Here is a 16,341-nt window from a genome sequence, read left to right on the forward strand (position 1 = left end):
GACTACGCGCTGACCTGCTCCGATGCCCGATCCTGGCTGGAAAATGCCACATTCCGGGTCTCCCGCATCGCGATGTACACGACCAGCGAGATCGCGCAGCACCCGGTGACGTACCAGAAGAATCCGGATTCGATCCCGGCGTGCTTGAACCACAGCCCCACGTATTCGGCGCTGCCGCCGAACAATGCGTTGGCGATCGCGTAAGGCAGTGCGACGCCGAGGGTGCGGACATAGGTGGGGAACAACTCGGTCTTCACCACACCGCTGATCGAGGTGTATCCGGTGATGATCACCAGGCCGATCAGCATCAGCACCAGCGCGTCACCGAATCCGTGCACACCCTTCAGTGCGGTCATCAGCGGTACGGTGCCCAGCGTCGCGGTCACGCCGAAGCCGATCAGCAGCGGACGTCGACCGATCCGGTCCGAGAGCGCGCCGGCCAGCGGTTGCAGGACGATGAACACCACGATGGCGCAGAAGCTGACCAGGGCGGCGGTGTCCTTGCTGAGCCCGGCGCTGTTGGACAGATACTTCGTCATATACGTGGAATACGTGTAGTCGCACAGTGTGCCACCCATGCTGAAACCCAGCACCAGCAGGAATTCCCGCTTGTAGGTGAACAGCGCGCGCAGTGTGCCGCGCTCGCGTCCGGCCGTGTCGTCCTCGTCGAACGTCTCGGTCTCGAGCATCTTGCGCCGCATGTAGTAGATGCCGGCCGCGGCGAAGCCGCCGAAGACGAACGGGATGCGCCAGCCCCAGGAGTGCAGGGTGTGGTCCGACATCGAGTGCTGCAGGATGATCTGCAGCGCCAGCCCGAACAATTGCCCGACCTTCATGAAGACCATCTGGAAGCTGGAGAAGAAACCTCGTCTGCCGGGTATGGACGTCTCGCTCAGATAGGCCGCGCTGGCCGCGTACTCGCCGCCGATCGACAACCCCTGCAGCAATCGCGCCAGCAAGAGCACCAGCGCGCCGAAATAACCGACCTGGGCATAAGTGGGCGCCACCGCGATCAGCAGGGCGCTGGCCGTCATCATCGTCACGGTGGTGGTCAGCGCCGCCTTGCGCCCCCTCCGGTCGCCGAGCCGTCCGAGCAGCCAGCCGCCGACCGGGCGCATGAAGAATCCGACCGCGAAAATGCCTGCGGTATTGAGCAATTGGGCCGTCGGATTGCCCTTGGGAAAGAACGCCGAGGCGAAGTACACGGAAAAGGTCGAATAAACGAACCAGTCGTACCACTCGATCAGATTTCCGATCGAACCGCCGATCAACGCTGTCCAGACGTTGCGCGCGCCCGGCGCACCAGTCGTGGCCATGAATGCCTCCTCGATAGGCCCGCGATCACGTTCTCCGCGGGTCACCGAAAGGGTCACCGGCCACGCCTCGTCGGCACGGCGATCCGGCCCGGGATCTAACCCGGGGTTAACATTCGCCCGGGACTCGGCCGGGGTGAGAGGGGTTCGGACGACTTCGGCGGGGCAGCGGCGCGTGGCCCACCGGGATCGTCAACGGGCGGCGCGTGCCAGGTAGGCGCTGACGGTTTCCCGGCTTCGGCTCAGGCAGGCGATCTTGTCGTCGAGGCTGATCAGTTCAGCCCGCAGGATCGCGGCGAATTCGCTGTCGCATGCGTCGGTCCAGTCGTCCGGCCTGTCCTCGGCGGACAGGACGACGCGGATCAGTCTGGTGGGCAGGCCCGATCGGATCAGGCTGGCAATGGTTCGGGCGCGCTCGATGTCGCTGTCCGGGAAGTAGCGGTAGCCGTTGGAACCTCGCTCGGACCGCAGCAGGCCCTGGGATTCGTAGTAGCGCAGCATTCGCGTGGAGATTCCGGTGCGCTCCGCGAGTTCGCCGATCTTCATCGTGGCTCGAACTTTCCTCTTGACTTTGACATAGATGTCAAAGTTTACGTTTTCGATGTGAACAGATCAAAGGGCTTCCTGATACCGCTACTGGCGCTCGGTGGGGCGACCTTCACGACCGTCAGCGCCGAGATGATGCCCGCGGGAGTCCTGGACTCCATGAGCTTGTCCCTCTCGGTCGACGTGTCGACGGCCGGATTACTCGTGACCGGCTGGGCGGGCACCATCGCGCTGACCGGAATTCCGTTGGTGCGCTTGACGATGCGTTGGTCTCGCAAGTCGGTGGTACTGGCGAGCCTGGGCGTCATGGCAGCCGCGAATCTGGCCACGGCGCTGGCTCCGGCGTATGCGATGGCGCTGGTCGCCCGGATGGTCGCGGCCGCCGCACACGGCTTGTTCTGGGCCGTGGTCGTCGCCTACGGCGCTTCGCTGGTCCCTCCCGAGCGGGTCGGGCGCGCCCTGTCGATCGTGCTGGCCGGACCCACCGTCGCGGGTCTGGTCGGCGTGCCGCTGGGAACGCAGGTGGCGCACCAGATCGGCTGGCGGGTGACCTTCGCGGCGCTTGCCGTACTGTGCGCCCTGTGCGCGGCGGTCATCACGATCCTGGTACCGCCGGTCGGCAACGGCACCCGACCCGAGCCCGAGCGTTGGGACCGATCGGCCAGGTCCGTGCTGCTGGTTGCCGGGGGCGGGTTCTTCTCGCTCATCGGGTACTACGCGGTGTTCACCTTCGTCGTTCCGGTCAGCGCCGCCGCCGGGCTCGGCGCCGGAGCCGTGCCCGGGGTTCTGCTCGCCAGCGGGATCGGCGGTTTCGGCGGTGTCCTGGTGGCGGGCCGGATCGGAGATCGCTGGCCCACCGCGGCGCTGCCGGTAACCGCCCTCGCGCTGGCCGTGGTCACCGCGGGGATGGGAATACACAGTGGCGCAATCGTTTACGTCGTCCTGGTGACGCTGTGGGGGGTACTCATCGGGGTCCTTCCCGTGGTCCTGCAGGCCCGCGTCATGCGGGTGGCCTCCGAACGGTTCCGCAACACCGCGGGCAGCATCCTGATCACGGTGCTCAACCTCGGCATCGGCCTCGGGGCCGGTCTCGGCAGCCTGACCTCCTCTCTCGGCGTCGTGGGATTGCTGCCCGTGATCGCCGCGGTCGTCGCGACCCTCGCGCTCGTCCCATTCGCCCTCCTGCACTCGGGCATTCGGAAGGATTCATCCGGAAATGCGGCGGATCGCGAGTTGCGTTATGTCGAGTAGACATTCGGAGTCCACGCCCCGGACGATTAGCTGGACATGAGCTCGATGCCCGACCTAAGCTTTTGTCCGCGTTTGTGACACACGGCCGCGGAACTCGGTGATTCCATTACCTCTCAGTACTCTCCGTACCGCTGAAGCTGTACCCGAATGAAGGTGATCGGTCGTCGAGCGTGCGTTCCGATCCCCGGCCGCCGACGGTTGCCGCGGCGATGTTCGCGAGCGGTGCCGCCCTCGGCGGATGGCAACTCACCGAATCGCTGTACCGGAACGATCACGTCGAAAGGGAGTGTATGGCAAGGGATTTGACGCAGCTGGAGTTGCTCGAGGAGCTGGAGCCCGCGGTTGCGCAGAATCTGGACCGGCATCTGGGGATGGCCAAGGCGTGGAACCCGCACGATTACGTTCCGTGGGACGAGGGTCGCAACTTCGCCGCAATGGGCGGAATCGACTGGGAGCCCGAACAGTCGCGATTGTCCGAAGTGGCCAAGGTTGCCATGATCACCAATCTGCTCACCGAGGACAATTTGCCCTCCTATCACCGAACCATTTCCGAGAATTTCTCCAGCGACGGCGCGTGGGGTACCTGGGTCGGCCGCTGGACCGCCGAGGAAAACCGCCACGCGATCGCCATGCGCGATTATCTCGTGGTCACCCGCGGCGTCGATCCGGTGGCGCTGGAGAACGACCGGATGGTGCACATGACCCGCGGGGTTCACGCGCCCGCCGGATTCGGCGGCGTGCTCGACCAGGTCGCCTACGTCACAGTGCAGGAATTGGCCACCCGGGTCAGCCATCGCACGACCGGCCGGGTGTGCAACGACCCGATCGCCGACCGCATGCTGACGCGGATCGCCGCCGACGAGAACCTGCACATGGTCTTCTACCGCAACCTGTGCGGTGCGGCCCTGGATCTGGCCCCCGACCAGAGCATCGAGGCGATCACCAAGGTTGTCGAGCACTTCAAGATGCCGGGCGAGGGTATGCCGAACTGGCGCCGCAACGGCGTGCTCATGGTCAAACACGGCATCTACGACCTGCGCCAACATCTCGACGAGGTGCTCAACCCGGTACTGCGAGCCTGGAACATCTTCGACCGCAACGATTTCACCGCGCGCGGCGAGCGCAGTCGCGAGGAGTTGGCCGCGTACATGGAGAAGTTGGGACGCGATGTCATCCGCTTCGAGGAGCAGCGTGCGCGGATTCTCGCGCGCGAGGCCGCGAAGGCCGGCGACCCGGCGATGTCCGTGTGACGGTAGGGGCCGAGATGAAGTGCCCGCCCGCTCTCGGGCGGGCACTTCACGTTCGGCGGGCGGTCCGGGCGCGCGCTGGGCGCGGCGGGCCGAGTCGTCGACGTTCGCGCAGGCCGGGCCGGTTGCCGCGACGCGACCGTACACGGGCTCGTGACCTGCTGGTTGTGGTCTATTCACTGGGCTGTGTCGGTGCTCGGCTGTAAACTTTCATCACAACCAATGAGGTTCTAGACCGGAAAGCAGGCCATAGGCACTTTTGAGAACACCAGGTGAAATAGGCGACCCGACAACTCCTACCGCCGGGGACGGCGGCAACGGTACCGGACCGGCCGCGCGGACCGCGCGCTCCAGTATCGAACTCGCTCCAGAATCCGTCTTCGGCTTCCTCGGTTCGGCCGACGAGAACCTGCGTGAACTCGAACGCCTGCTCGATGCCGACATCCACGTCCGCGGCAATGCCGTGACGCTCACCGGCCGGGCCGCCGACGTCGCCCTGGCCGAGCGCGTGATCGAGCAGCTCGTGGCGCTGACGGGCCGCAATCGGGTGGTCACCCCCGAGGCTGTGCGGCACACGTACGCGATGCTCACCGAGGGTTCCTCGGATTCCCCGGCCGAGGTGCTGAGCCTGGACATCCTGTCCCGCCGCGGCAAAACCATCCGCCCCAAGACGCTGAACCAGAAGCGCTACGTCGATGCCATCGACGAGCACACCGTCGTCTTCGGCATCGGCCCGGCCGGTACCGGTAAGACGTACCTGGCGGTGGCCAAGGCGGTGCAGGCGCTGCAGAGCAAACAGGTCAATCGCATCATCCTGACTCGGCCCGCGGTCGAGGCGGGTGAGCGGCTCGGCTTCCTGCCCGGCACGCTGAACGAGAAGATCGACCCGTATCTGCGCCCGCTGTACGACTCGCTGCACGACATGATGGATCCGGAATCGATCCCGAAGCTCATGCAGTCCGGCGTCATCGAGGTGGCGCCGCTGGCGTATATGCGCGGCCGTACCCTCAACGATTCGTTCATCATCCTGGACGAGGCGCAGAACACCACGCCCGAACAGATGAAGATGTTCCTGACCAGGCTCGGCTTCGGTTCCAAGATCGTCGTCACCGGCGATATCACCCAGGTCGACCTGCCCGGCGGCACCAGATCCGGCCTGCGCGTGGTCAGCGACATCCTCACCGACGTCGATGACATCCACTTCGCCCAGCTCACCTCGAGCGATGTGGTGCGGCACCGTCTGGTCGCCGATATCGTCGACGCCTACGAGCGTTACGAGGCCGACCGCCCGGCACTGGCGGCGCCGCACTACCCGGGCAACCGGGCGCAGCGCCGCGCCGCGGAGCGTTCCCGGCGCTGAGCAGAACGGACGGTGGACGCCGGAGCCGATCGAGTTCGGCTTCGGCGGCCACCCGTGGGCATGTGGTGACCTGCGAATCCGCCTCGGCCTGAACTCGGGTTCGGCTGCGGACCGAGGGCCCCTGAAGTCGCGGGCACTCGTCGACGACATATGGCTCGGATGATGCCGTTCGCATCGGCCGGCGGCAGGGACCGACGCGATCTGCCGGTGATGCCGACAGCGGCGCCATCCGATGTCGCGTGTTACCGCGCGCGGCACGATGGCGATGTGTATGTGAATTCAGCTGGGTGCGAGTCGTTTCGAATGGCCTCGGGTTCGCCGATGAGCGCCCTGCGGTGCGCGCGGGGGAGCGGATGAGCTGTCGGCGGCGTTCAGTTCGTACGGAGTCGCAGGCCCGGGTTCTGGTCGAGGATGTCGGCGACGGATTGCGCGATCATCGAGATCTGCGGGACGGCGGGCAATGCTTGCCCTACCAGCGGGCCGGCCTGCTGGAACGCCTGGGGTCCGATCAGCTGGAGGATGCGGCCCAGGGTGATCGGGGAGCCGGGCGCGGAGGGCGGCAGGACGCTGGGGCGGTCGGTGGGGAATTGGGAAGGGTCGGAATAGAGACCGCCATCGCTGATGATGCCGATCGCGAGGGTGCCCGACAGGAGTGCTCCGCCGCTGTCGCCGGGCAGCGACAGGGCGCTGTGCTTGAAGCGGATCGGCGGGCGCTGCGGGTCGGGTTGGTCCACAGCGGTGATCACACCGCAGGTGAACCCGGTGGTGGAACCCGATTTGCATACGGGCGCACCGGGAACCGGGATGCCGACGCCGGTGATACGGATATCGGGCCCGCCGATCGGTCCGCGAACGAGATTGTTGCGGAACGAGTTTCGCGCCGCCGGGGTGATCCGCACGATCGAGTAGTCCCGGATCCCGTCCACCACCGACTTCTCGAACGAGCCGGTCGAGGGGCCGGTCACATGGTCGTTCCGCCACGGGAAGGTCTGCTGGTCCGGGGTGAGCGGATGTCCGGCCAGTACGGCCTCGTTGCAGTGGCCCGCGGTGAGCGCCGCGGGCATGCCGTCCGGATCGACCACGTTGAACGCCCAGGAGCATTTGGCCGCCTGATCGCTCGGTGGAGTGCGGCTCAGATAGATATCGCCGCCCGCGATCGGATCGGCCGGGGCGTCGGCGGCCGGGGTGTGCCGAGGTGCCGGGATCCGATTGCCGGACTGAACCTCGTGGGACGCAAGGGGATTCGACTGACCGGCCGAATCATCGGTGAGCTGGAAGCCTGCGTGCCGTGCCGCCCCCTGCGCGGCGGTGCCGACGGCCGCGATCAACGCTCGGCCCTGCTGATCGAGCCGAATTCCGCGTACCGAGCCGGGCGAGCGCCGCTGTTCGGTCGCGGCGAAGACGGCCAGCCGCTGGGCCAGGTCCGCGCGCCGCTGATACTCCTCGACGGAGATACCCAGATCGCGGTGCACCGCGGCGGCCAGCGCACCGGTGTCCGAGGCGGGGGACGGCGTCGCCGAGGCCGCCGGAGCGCACATGATGGCGGCGAAAACTGTCGCTACCGCGGCCTGGCCTGCCGTGCGTATGGTCTTCACCGCCGCGAACTTAGCACCAACCGCGTGGTTCGGCGGCTCGCCGCGCCAGGTTCGCCGGCGGTCGCATCGACGCCCTCGCCCGCTTGGGGCGACATCACCGCCGTGTCGCGAACGTCCGCCGTCATTTCCTGCGTCAGCCGCATCGGCAGCTGAACCGACGACGCCGGAGAAGGGCGGTGCCGCCCGATCTCACCGAGGTCGTACGACACGCTTTAAGCTAGCGGCGTGAGTATCGAGGTCGCCAACGAATCGGGAATGGACGTTCCCGAGGAAGATCTGGTCAGCGTCGCGCGTTTCGCGATCGGCCGCATGGATGTGCATCCGGCGGCCGAGCTGTCGATGGTGCTGGTCGATCTCAACACCATGGCCGATCTGCACATGCGCTGGATGGACCTGCCGGGCCCGACCGACGTGATGTCCTTCCCGATGGACGAACTCGAACCCGGTGGCCGCCCGGACGGCGCCGAGCCGGGCCCGTCCATGCTCGGCGATATCGTGCTGTGCCCCGAATTCGCCGCGGCCCAGGCGGCCAAGGCCGGACATTCGCTGGACCACGAACTCGCCCTGCTGACCGTGCACGGCGTCCTGCATCTGCTCGGCTACGATCACGCCGAGCCGGAGGAGGAGAAGGAGATGTTCGGCCTGCAGAACACCCTGCTCGCCGAATGGTACGAGAGCCTGCGCGAGGCCCAGCGCCGCGCCGCCCTCGCCGAACGCGACCGCAAACTCCTCGGCAAAACCGGTTTCGGCGACGCGGGCGACCCGCTGGACCCGGCATGAGCGGTCAGGCCCGGAGGCGGCAGCGGAGCGTTACCACGCAGGGCCCCGCTCATGCTGTGGATAGGCGCGGCATGAGCGGTCAGGTACGCGGTACGAGCGGTGGGAGCGGAGGCGGCAGCCTGCGTAACCACGGAGTGACCGGGGAGTGCTGCCATCGGACACTGCGGCGGCAGCGGAGCGTTACCACGCAGGGCCCCGCTCATGCTGTGGATAGACGCGGCATGAGTGGTCAGGCGTCGTGAATGCACTGATCCTGCTGCCGCTGGCCATTGCGCTGGTTCCGGTGGGCGGGGTGTTCGCGGCGCTGGATGCGGCGCTGGCCACCGTGTCGCCCGCTCGGGTGGAGGATCTGGTTCGCGCGGATCGGGCCGGGGCGCGGCGGTTGACGCGGATCGTCACCGAACGCGCCCGGTACGTGAATCTGATGGTGCTGTTGCGGCTGGTCTGCGAGATCACCGCGACGGTGCTGCTGGCGGCGGCGCTGATCGACACGCTGGGCACCGGCTGGTCGCTGGTGGTGACCGCGGTGGTGATGGTGCTGGTCGATTATCTGGTGATCGGCGTCGGCCCGCGCACGCTCGGCCGCCAGCACGCGTATTCGATAACGCTCGCCGCCGCGCTGCCCCTGCAGGCGATCGCGGTGCTGCTCGGCCCGCTGAGCCGCCTGCTCATCGCGGTCGGTAACGCGATCACCCCGGGTCGCGGATTCCGCAACGGTCCCTTCGCCTCCGAGGTGGAACTGCGCGAGGTCGTGGACATGGCGCAGCAGAGCGGCGTGGTCGATTCGGACGAGCGCCGCATGATCCAGTCGGTCTTCGAACTCGGCGACACATCGGCCCGCGCGGTGATGGTGCCGCGCACCGAGATGGTGTGGATCGAGGCGGACAAGTCCGCGGCGCAGGCGACCTCGCTGGCGGTGCGTTCGGGACATTCGCGGATTCCGGTGATCGGCGAGAACGCCGACGACGTCCTCGGCGTCGTCTATCTGAAAGACCTTGTGCCGTACGGTGATCGCAGTCGCAAGGTGCAGGTGCGCGAGGTGATGCGTCCCGCGGTGTTCATACCCGATTCCAAACCGCTCGACGAGCTGCTGGACGAAATGCAGCGTCGCCGTAACCACATGGCGCTGCTGGTCGATGAATACGGTGGTATCGCGGGTCTGGTCACCATCGAGGACGTGCTGGAGGAGATCGTCGGGGAGATCGCCGACGAGTACGACACCGATGAGATCGCGCCCGTCGAGCGGCTCGGTAACGGCAAATTCCGCGTCTCGGCACGGCTTTCGATCGAGGATCTGGCCGAGCTGTTCGATATGGAGATCGATGAGGAGGACGTCGACACCGTCGGCGGTCTGCTCGCGCATGCGCTCGGGCGCGTGCCGCTGCCCGGATCCAAGGGCGTCATCCACGGCCTGCAGTTGCGGGGAGAGGGCGGCGCGGACGCGCGGGGCCGGATGCGGGTGCACACCGTGGTGGTGCGGCGAACCCCGGAGAAGAAACACGATCGCGAACCCGGACACGAGGATGGAGACAGCAATGAGTGACACTGCGCCGCGGGCCGGTGGTTTGGATGCCGAGGACGAGAAGCTGCTGGTGCTCGCCCGCGGCGCGATGGGCCGCACCGGCGGCAACAGCGGCGCGGCGGTCCGCGACACCGACGGCCGCACCTATGCCGCGGGCGCGGTGGAGCTGCGGGCGTTGACGCTGACCGCTCTGCAGGCCGCGGTGGCCGCGGCTGTTTCCAGTGGCGCGGAGGGTTTCGAGGCCGCGGTGGTGATCGGGGCATCGTTCCACGACGCCGGAATCGCTGCGGTGCGCGAACTCTCGTCCTCGGGGAAGATCATCTTCGCCGATCGCAACGGCGCGGTCTACGACACGGTCGGCGCCGAGGCCACGCAATGACCGATGCCGAATTCCGTTCCGGCTTCGTCTGTTTCGTGGGGCGGCCGAATACCGGCAAGTCCACGCTCACCAACGCGATGGTGGGACAGAAGATCGCGATCACGTCCTCGCGCCCGCAGACCACCCGGCATACCATCCGCGGCATCGTGCATCGCGAGCACGCGCAGCTGATCCTGGTCGACACCCCGGGCTTGCACCGGCCGCGCACGCTGCTCGGTCAGCGGCTCAACGACCTCGTGCGCGATACCTATTCCGAGGTCGACGTGATCGCGCTGTGCATTCCGGCGGACGAGAAGATCGGTCCCGGCGACCGGTGGATCCTGACCCAGATCCGGCAGATGGCCCCGAAGACGACCCTGCTGGGCGTGGTCACCAAGATCGACAAGGTGAGCCGGGACCAGGTCGCCCAGCAACTGGTCGCGTTGTCCGAACTGCTCGGCCCCGAGGCCGACGTGGTGCCGGTGTCCGCGGCGAAGGGCGAACAGGTCGAGGTTCTCGTCGACGTCATCGCCTCGAAGATGCCCGAGGGGCCCGCGTTCTATCCGGATGGCGAGCTGACCGACGAGCCCGAGGAAACGCTCATGGCCGAGCTGATCCGCGAGGCCGCGCTCGAGGGGGTACGCGATGAGCTGCCGCATTCGCTCGCGGTGGTGATCGAAGAGGTGCTGCCGCGCGAAGGCGATGCGGGCCAGGACGATTCGTCTCCGGAGATGCTCGACGTGCACGCCCTGCTCTACGTCGAACGCCCGAGTCAGAAAGCGATCGTCATCGGCAAGGGCGGCGCGCGGCTGAAGGAGGTAGGCACCAACGCCCGCAAGCAGATCGAGCACATCCTCGGTACCCGCATCTATCTGCATCTGCACGTGAAGGTGGCCAAGGACTGGCAGCGCGACCCGAAACAGCTCGGCAAGCTCGGTTTCTGAGTCCCGTTTTCTCGGGCGCGGAGTCACAGTGTGATCTCGGTGGACGCTGTTTGCGCAGGTGACGCAAAAGGGTCCATGCACGCGATGCCGGACGCACCTACGATCGTCGGGTGAAGTGGATGTCCCGGGCGTTCGGTTCGAAAGAGCTGCCGCCCCAACTGCGTTCGGATATGGAATGGGAGGGGATCGTGGTATTCGGTCCCGTGGACGGATCGGTGGCACGGCGCAGTTATCGGACTCCGTTGCATTACGCGTCGTCGAGCTGGGAGAACATCGGACAGGGGACCATCGCGATGAGTCGGCGGCGGTTCGTCGTGTGGGGCAACCGTGTGGCGCTGGTCGACGTCCCGCTGGGTCATCCGGCGGTATCCATGGAGCTGCAAGGGCCCGAACGCATGTTGATCGAGGCGGACGACCGCGAGATCGATCGCGCCCGCCGTGGCTGGACCACCTTACTGCTGCGCACGATTCACGCCCCGCGCATCGCCCAGGTCTACGGCGAGAACGGGTACCGCCAGGCCTGAGCGGGGGGCAGGAGCCGGGCGGATGTGCGTGGCTCGGTGTGCGCGTCCGGGCGGCGTGGGAGGATGGGGCCGTGCAGTTGTATCGGGACCAGGCGATCGTGGTTCGCCAGCACAAGCTGGGCGAGGCCGATCGCATCGTCACGCTGCTCACGCGTCAGCACGGGCTGGTACGGGCGGTGGCGAAGGGGGCTCGTCGCACCCGGTCCAAATTCGGGGCGCGGCTCGAGCCGTTCGCCTACGTCGACGTGCAGTTGTATCCCGGACGCAACCTCGACACCGTCACCCAGGTGCACACCGTGGAGGCGTTCGCCTCCGACATCGTCGCCGACTACGGTCGCTACACCGCCGCCTGCGCGGTCCTCGAGACCGCCGAACGCCTGGCCGGTGAGGAACGCGCGCCCGCTCCGCGACTGCACACCCTGACCGCGGGCGCGTTGCGCGCGATCGCCGCCGCGCAACGACCGCAGGAATTGATCCTGGACGCATTCCTGTTGCGCGCCATGGGTTTCGCGGGCTGGGCGCCGGCCCTGGACGAATGCGCCCGCTGCGCCACCCCGGGCCCGCACCGCGCCTTCCACGTCGCCGCGGGCGGCGCGGTCTGCGTGCACTGCCGCCCGCCCGGTTCGGCCACCCCGTCGGTGGGCGTACTGGAGTTGATGAGTGCCCTTTACCACGGCGAGTGGTCCGGTATCGACGCCGTACCCGAGACCATCCGCCGCCAGTCCAGCGGCCTCACCGCCGCCCACCTGCAATGGCATCTGGAACGCCAGCTCCGCACCCTGCCCCTGATCGAACGCACCCGCCCGCACGACGCCCCCGCGGAACCGTCGGCCTCGCGAGCGGGCTGATCCGGTTCTGCGGATCCGAACCCCCGGCTCCAACGGCCAATGCCTCCTGTGGCACCTGACCGGCTAGGGAACCAACGATCTACAACGCGATGGTTACGACCTTCACCGACGGATACCGGGCCGCGAATTTCCTGTCCAATGTGGCTATTTCGGCTCCACTCGTCTGGGCGAACGCGGCCAGATAGTCGTCGGTCCACAGCTTGTGGCTGGTCTCGTTGCGCGCCGAGAGTGCCCGGAAGACCGCCTCGAGGTCGGTGGGTTCCTCGGTCCACAGCACGCGTTCGTCCGCGAGTAGTTGGTCGATAATCCGCCATGCCGAACTACGGGTCAGGACATCATCACCCATCACCGCCGGATTGGAGAGCAGACGCAGCAGTCCGGTCTGGGTAACGCGGCACATCAGCAGAGTTCCGGACTCGCGCTCGAACCACTGAACCGCCGACTCGTTATGGACGTGTCCACGCCACGTCGCGGCAAGCCACAAGCCGACATCGATCAGTGTCGTCACGCGTACTTCTCTGCATCTTCGTCGGCGAAGATCTCAGCGATGTCTTCGTTGGTGAGGTCGGTCTTCTTGCTGGGACGGTTGCTGCCGACCAGGGGAAATTCGACCCGCCCCCGCTTCTGCGCCGACACCTGGGTACCGAGCTCATGCGCTAACGCCCTGGTGAACAACTCTTTGAGATTCATATGACGTTCAGCGGCCGCGACTTTGGCTGCACGCATCAGCTCTTCGGGTACATCGATTGTGGTGCGCATAAAAACATATTATCACCTTGGGGTCAGCGGCCCGCGAGGCCCGAGGTGGCGATGCCGCGGACGAAGGCTTTCTGGGCGAAGCCGTAGATGACGATCATCGGCAGCAGCATCAGGATCGAGGCGGCCATCAGGACCGGCCAGTGCGCGGTGTACTGGCCCTGCATCCAGACCAGGCCCAGGTTGAGGGTGGAGATGCTGGTGCGCTGGATCATCACCAGCGGCCACAGGAAATCGTTCCAGACCGTCACCCAGGTCAGCACCGCGAGGACCATCACCGCGGGACGCGCGTGCGGCAGCAGGACCCGCCAGTAGGTCTGCCAGATCGTGCAGCCGTCCAGGATCGCGGCCTCCTCGAGTTCCGCGGGCAGGGTCAGGAAGAACTGGCGCATCAGGAAGGTGCCGAACGCGCTGCCGAACAGGCCCGGCACGATCATCGCCCACGGTGTGTCCACCCAGCCGAAGGTGCGCATCAGGATGAACTGTGGGATCACGGTGACGGTGAGCGGCACCATCAGCGTGGCCAGGTAGGCGAGGAACAGCGTGTCACGTCCCTTGAACGGCAGCCGCGCGAACGCGTATCCGGCCAGCGAGCAGAAGAACACCTGCCCCGCGGTCACGCACCCGGCGTAGATCACGGTGTTCAGGAACATCCGGCCGAACGGCACGTACTCGAACACGGTGCGGTAATTGGACCACTCCGGATGCGGCGGAATCAGCGAATTGGTCAGCTGCCCTTGCTTTTTCAACGAACCGGACAGCGCCCACAGGATCGGGAACAACGCACACCACGCCATCACCACCAGCACGACGTACGCCAGCAGCCCGCGCACGCTGCGCCGGGCGATGATCCGCTGATATCCGGGGGACAGGGGAGCGGGTCCGGTCATGCCTCGTCCTTTCGTCCCATCCGCAGCTGTAGATAGGTCAGTATCAGCAGGATCGCGAACAGCACCCATGCCAGCGCCGACGCGTAGCCGAGGTCGTCGAATTGGAAGGCGTTCTGGAACAACATGATTCCGAAGATGTAGGTGCCCGATTCGGGGCCGCCCGCGCCGCCGGTCAGCACATAGGCCTGGTCGAAGGCCTGAAACGAATTGATGATCGAGATCACGAAGACGAACCCCAGGGCGGGCCGGATCAGCGGCACGGTGATCGAGAGGAATCGCCGGAATCCGTTCGCGCCGTCGATGCGTGCGGCCTCGTGCAGATCCTCCGGCACCCCCTGCATCGCGGCCAGCAGCACCGCCGCCGCGAACGGGACGCTCTTCCACACGCTGACCACGCACAACGAGGCCAGCGCCCAGTGCGGGTCGACCAGCCACGGGACCGCCCCGATGCCGAACCAGTGCAACACGCTGTTGAGCACGCCGGTATCGGGATCGAACATGTAGTTCCACACCACCGCCATCGCGGCGACCGAGGAGATCAACGGCAGGAACATGATGCTGCGGAAGATGCCGATTCCCCGGACCTTCGCGTTCAGCGCCGCGGCGACCGCGAGACTGATCACGATCGTCGGCACTACCGTCGCGATCGTGAAGATCACGGTGTTGACCAACGCGATGTAGAACATCGGATCGCCGGTGAACAGCCGACGGTAGTTCGATACGCCGACGAATCGCGGGGTGTGGAACAGATCCCAGTGCTGGAAGCTCAGATACAGCGAGAACAGCAGCGGAATCAACATGAAGATGAGTACCGCGAGCAGATTCGGCACGATGAACCGCTGCCCGGCCGCGGCCTTCTTGCGGGTCAGGGCCGATTGCGGCCGCGATGTCCGAGTCGAGTGCGTCCGCGATGTCCGGGCCTGCTCCTGAACCGCCGTCATTCCGTACCCCCGAGCAGATCGTTGATATGCCTGGTCACGTCACCTTTGAAGTAGGTGGCTGGGGCCGCGCCGCGCAGGACCCGGTCCGACGCACGATGGAAGGCATCATCGATTCGTGACCAATTCGGGCTCACCGGAATGGGATTCGCGTTCGAGGGGCCGCCGGTCAGCACCTCCAGATTTCGAATTCTGCTGTGCGCCTTGGCGAAATCTTCCGAATGCAGTGCCGATTTCAGCGCCGGAACGAACAGCCCGGACGCGGCCACCGCCTGTTGCCCCACCGGACCTGTCGCGAATTTCACGAATTCCCAAGCCAATTCCTTACGCGGGCTGGCCGCGGAGATACCCAGGCCCGTACTGCCGATATCGGATTTCGCGCTGTGGCCGTGCGGGCCGACCGGCAGCACCGTGATGTCGAAATCCAGGTCGGGCTCGGCGAGCATGGCGCTGTACTGCCAGTGCCCGGTCAGCACCATTGCCGCCTTACCCTGGGAGAACAGCTGGATCGAGGGCAGTGCGTCGGCATCGGTCGAGCGCGGCGCGACCCGGTGGCGTACCGCGAGATCGGCGTAGAATTGGAAACCCTCGATGAACTCATCGCCGTCGATCGCGGTGTGTTGCGGATCGGTGGGCGGGACGAACCACTCACCGCCGTTGTTCATTCCGAAGATCGACGCCGAGTATCGCGGCACCGGCCAGGCGTCGGCGAACCCGTACTGGGTTATCCGGCCCGAGGAGTCGCGCTTGGTCAGCGCCTGGGCCGCGGCCAGGAATTCGTCGAAGGTCCAGGCGTCCTCCCAGCGACCCGGCGGCGGTTGCACGCCCGCCTCTTCGAACAGTTTCTTGTTGTAGTACAAGAAGATTCCCGCCCACTGCTCGGGCAGGACGTATTGCCCGCCGCGATAGCGGAACAGTTCGTAGACCGCCGGCTCGCCGTCCTCGCGGATCCGGTCCGCGTAGGCCGGGTCGGCGTTCAGGTAGGTGTCGAGGTTCTCCAGGATGCCCAGTTCGACGAAGTGTGAATAGGATTCCCACTGCATCACCACGTCCGGGCATTTGCCACCGGCGGCGTAGGTGAGGATCTGCTGGGTCGGATCGGGCCCGGACATCTGCACCTGGACCTCGATCTCCGGATGCAACCTGGTGAATGCCTCGATGATCTGCATCCGCACCTTGGCCTCATCGGGTGCGGCCTGGAAGAAGAAGGTCAGCGCGCCGGAACTCGATCCGCAGCCCGCCAGGCTCGGCACGGCCAGGGCCGCACCCGCCAGGGCGCCACTACGGAGCAGGTCACGCCGGTTGAGCATCGTTGCCCTCCCGAATCAGACTGGGACGAACCGACGCTCACGGTAACCGATCCCACGCGCCACACGGGTGAGATTTGCGGGGATGCTGTGTTTTTGGCCTCCGCTCGGCTCCGGCGGGTTCGCGGCCCCCGGAGGTCTCGCCGTTCGGCCCCGTGTCGG

Annotated in this window: 17 protein-coding genes; 9 read left to right on the plus strand and 8 right to left on the minus strand. The window is 66.4% G+C overall.

The genetic code is table 11. The features are described from left to right. Positions 1 to 2: 2 nt before the first annotated feature. Positions 3 to 1,316 (minus strand): MFS transporter, encoded by a 1,314-nt coding sequence (locus tag NV1_RS14530; RefSeq protein ID WP_067890961.1) that lies wholly within the window; start codon positions 1,314 to 1,316, stop codon positions 3 to 5. A gap of 189 nt (positions 1,317 to 1,505) precedes the next feature. Further along, a complete protein-coding gene (locus tag NV1_RS14535; protein WP_067890964.1) occupies positions 1,506 to 1,859 on the minus strand; it encodes a MerR family transcriptional regulator in 354 nt (117 codons plus the stop codon). 57 nt (positions 1,860 to 1,916) lie between these two features. On the opposite strand from NV1_RS14535, the gene NV1_RS14540 reads away from it, so the two are divergent. The 3 genes from NV1_RS14540 (at position 1,917) to NV1_RS14550 (ending at position 5,717) form a co-directional block, all read left to right on the plus strand. Next, the gene (locus NV1_RS14540) at positions 1,917 to 3,110 is read left to right on the plus strand and encodes an MFS transporter (RefSeq protein WP_067890967.1); all 1,194 of its coding nucleotides are present in this window, start codon (positions 1,917 to 1,919) and stop codon (positions 3,108 to 3,110) included. Positions 3,111 to 3,400: 290 nt separating this feature from the next. Beyond that, entirely contained in the window at positions 3,401 to 4,360 is a 960-nt protein-coding gene (locus NV1_RS14545) for an acyl-ACP desaturase (protein ID WP_067891914.1), read from the plus strand. A gap of 274 nt (positions 4,361 to 4,634) precedes the next feature. Continuing rightward, entirely contained in the window at positions 4,635 to 5,717 is a 1,083-nt protein-coding gene (locus NV1_RS14550; RefSeq protein WP_067891917.1) for a PhoH family protein, read from the plus strand. 371 nt (positions 5,718 to 6,088) lie between these two features. Here NV1_RS14550 and NV1_RS14555 read toward each other — a convergent pair whose 3' ends face one another. Continuing rightward, on the minus strand, positions 6,089 to 7,312 hold the full coding sequence (locus tag NV1_RS14555; RefSeq protein ID WP_067890970.1) for a S1 family peptidase: 1,224 nt from the start codon (positions 7,310 to 7,312) through the stop codon (positions 6,089 to 6,091). Positions 7,313 to 7,537: 225 nt separating this feature from the next. On the opposite strand from NV1_RS14555, the gene ybeY reads away from it, so the two are divergent. From ybeY to recO, 6 genes are all read left to right on the plus strand, one after another. Continuing rightward, the gene (ybeY, locus tag NV1_RS14565; RefSeq protein ID WP_067890977.1) at positions 7,538 to 8,092 is read left to right on the plus strand and encodes an rRNA maturation RNase YbeY; all 555 of its coding nucleotides are present in this window, start codon (positions 7,538 to 7,540) and stop codon (positions 8,090 to 8,092) included. A gap of 238 nt (positions 8,093 to 8,330) precedes the next feature. Further along, positions 8,331 to 9,635 (plus strand): hemolysin family protein, encoded by a 1,305-nt coding sequence (locus NV1_RS14570; RefSeq protein ID WP_067890980.1) that lies wholly within the window; start codon positions 8,331 to 8,333, stop codon positions 9,633 to 9,635. Next, positions 9,628 to 9,993 (plus strand): cytidine deaminase-like protein, encoded by a 366-nt coding sequence (locus tag NV1_RS14575; protein WP_084525378.1) that lies wholly within the window; start codon positions 9,628 to 9,630, stop codon positions 9,991 to 9,993. The genes NV1_RS14570 and NV1_RS14575 overlap by 8 nt, the downstream gene beginning before the upstream one ends. Then, positions 9,990 to 10,916 carry a GTPase Era gene (gene era, locus NV1_RS14580; protein ID WP_067890986.1) on the plus strand — a complete coding sequence of 309 codons (927 nt, stop codon included), beginning with the start codon at positions 9,990 to 9,992 and terminating at the stop codon, positions 10,914 to 10,916. The genes NV1_RS14575 and era overlap by 4 nt, the downstream gene beginning before the upstream one ends. A 110-nt stretch (positions 10,917 to 11,026) precedes the next feature. Further along, positions 11,027 to 11,440, plus strand: coding sequence for a hypothetical protein (locus NV1_RS14585; RefSeq protein WP_157116909.1), 414 nt, complete (start codon positions 11,027 to 11,029; stop codon positions 11,438 to 11,440). Between the two features lie 71 nt (positions 11,441 to 11,511). Beyond that, entirely contained in the window at positions 11,512 to 12,288 is a 777-nt protein-coding gene (recO, locus tag NV1_RS14590) for a DNA repair protein RecO (RefSeq protein ID WP_067890991.1), read from the plus strand. Between the two features lie 79 nt (positions 12,289 to 12,367). Here the strand turns inward: recO and NV1_RS14595 are convergent, their stop codons facing one another. The 5 genes from NV1_RS14595 to NV1_RS14615 are packed head-to-tail and all read right to left on the minus strand — an operon-like array spanning position 12,368 to position 16,182. Continuing rightward, the gene (locus tag NV1_RS14595) at positions 12,368 to 12,796 is read right to left on the minus strand and encodes a TA system VapC family ribonuclease toxin (RefSeq protein WP_067890994.1); all 429 of its coding nucleotides are present in this window, start codon (positions 12,794 to 12,796) and stop codon (positions 12,368 to 12,370) included. Then, complete coding sequence (locus tag NV1_RS14600; protein WP_067890997.1) at positions 12,793 to 13,047, minus strand: hypothetical protein; 255 nt, start codon at positions 13,045 to 13,047, stop codon at positions 12,793 to 12,795. Before NV1_RS14600 ends, NV1_RS14595 begins: the two co-directional genes overlap by 4 nt. A 23-nt stretch (positions 13,048 to 13,070) precedes the next feature. Beyond that, on the minus strand, positions 13,071 to 13,934 hold the full coding sequence (locus NV1_RS14605; protein ID WP_067891000.1) for a carbohydrate ABC transporter permease: 864 nt from the start codon (positions 13,932 to 13,934) through the stop codon (positions 13,071 to 13,073). Continuing rightward, the gene (locus NV1_RS14610) at positions 13,931 to 14,875 is read right to left on the minus strand and encodes a carbohydrate ABC transporter permease (RefSeq protein ID WP_067891004.1); all 945 of its coding nucleotides are present in this window, start codon (positions 14,873 to 14,875) and stop codon (positions 13,931 to 13,933) included. Before NV1_RS14610 ends, NV1_RS14605 begins: the two co-directional genes overlap by 4 nt. Beyond that, on the minus strand, positions 14,872 to 16,182 hold the full coding sequence (locus NV1_RS14615) for an ABC transporter substrate-binding protein (RefSeq protein ID WP_067891007.1): 1,311 nt from the start codon (positions 16,180 to 16,182) through the stop codon (positions 14,872 to 14,874). Before NV1_RS14615 ends, NV1_RS14610 begins: the two co-directional genes overlap by 4 nt. Positions 16,183 to 16,341 lie beyond the last annotated feature (159 nt).

This window comes from Nocardia vaccinii NBRC 15922, from assembly GCF_001613305.1.
GTDB lineage: Bacteria > Actinomycetota > Actinomycetes > Mycobacteriales > Mycobacteriaceae > Nocardia > Nocardia vaccinii.

Bases quoted from the DNA above. Each gene is read 5' to 3' on its own strand.
- NV1_RS14535 (WP_067890964.1), bottom strand. From the start codon at position 1,859: ATGAAGATCGGCGAACTCGCGGAGCGCACCGGAATCTCCACGCGAATG.
- NV1_RS14530 (WP_067890961.1), bottom strand. From the start codon at position 1,316: ATGGCCACGACTGGTGCGCCGGGCGCGCGCAACGTCTGGACAGCGTTG.
- NV1_RS14545 (WP_067891914.1), top strand. From the start codon at position 3,401: ATGGCAAGGGATTTGACGCAGCTGGAGTTGCTCGAGGAGCTGGAGCCC.
- NV1_RS14575 (WP_084525378.1), top strand. From the start codon at position 9,628: ATGAGTGACACTGCGCCGCGGGCCGGTGGTTTGGATGCCGAGGACGAG.
- NV1_RS14615 (WP_067891007.1), bottom strand. From the start codon at position 16,182: ATGCTCAACCGGCGTGACCTGCTCCGTAGTGGCGCCCTGGCGGGTGCG.
- NV1_RS14610 (WP_067891004.1), bottom strand. From the start codon at position 14,875: ATGACGGCGGTTCAGGAGCAGGCCCGGACATCGCGGACGCACTCGACT.
- NV1_RS14605 (WP_067891000.1), bottom strand. From the start codon at position 13,934: ATGACCGGACCCGCTCCCCTGTCCCCCGGATATCAGCGGATCATCGCC.
- era (WP_067890986.1), top strand. From the start codon at position 9,990: ATGACCGATGCCGAATTCCGTTCCGGCTTCGTCTGTTTCGTGGGGCGG.
- NV1_RS14600 (WP_067890997.1), bottom strand. From the start codon at position 13,047: ATGCGCACCACAATCGATGTACCCGAAGAGCTGATGCGTGCAGCCAAA.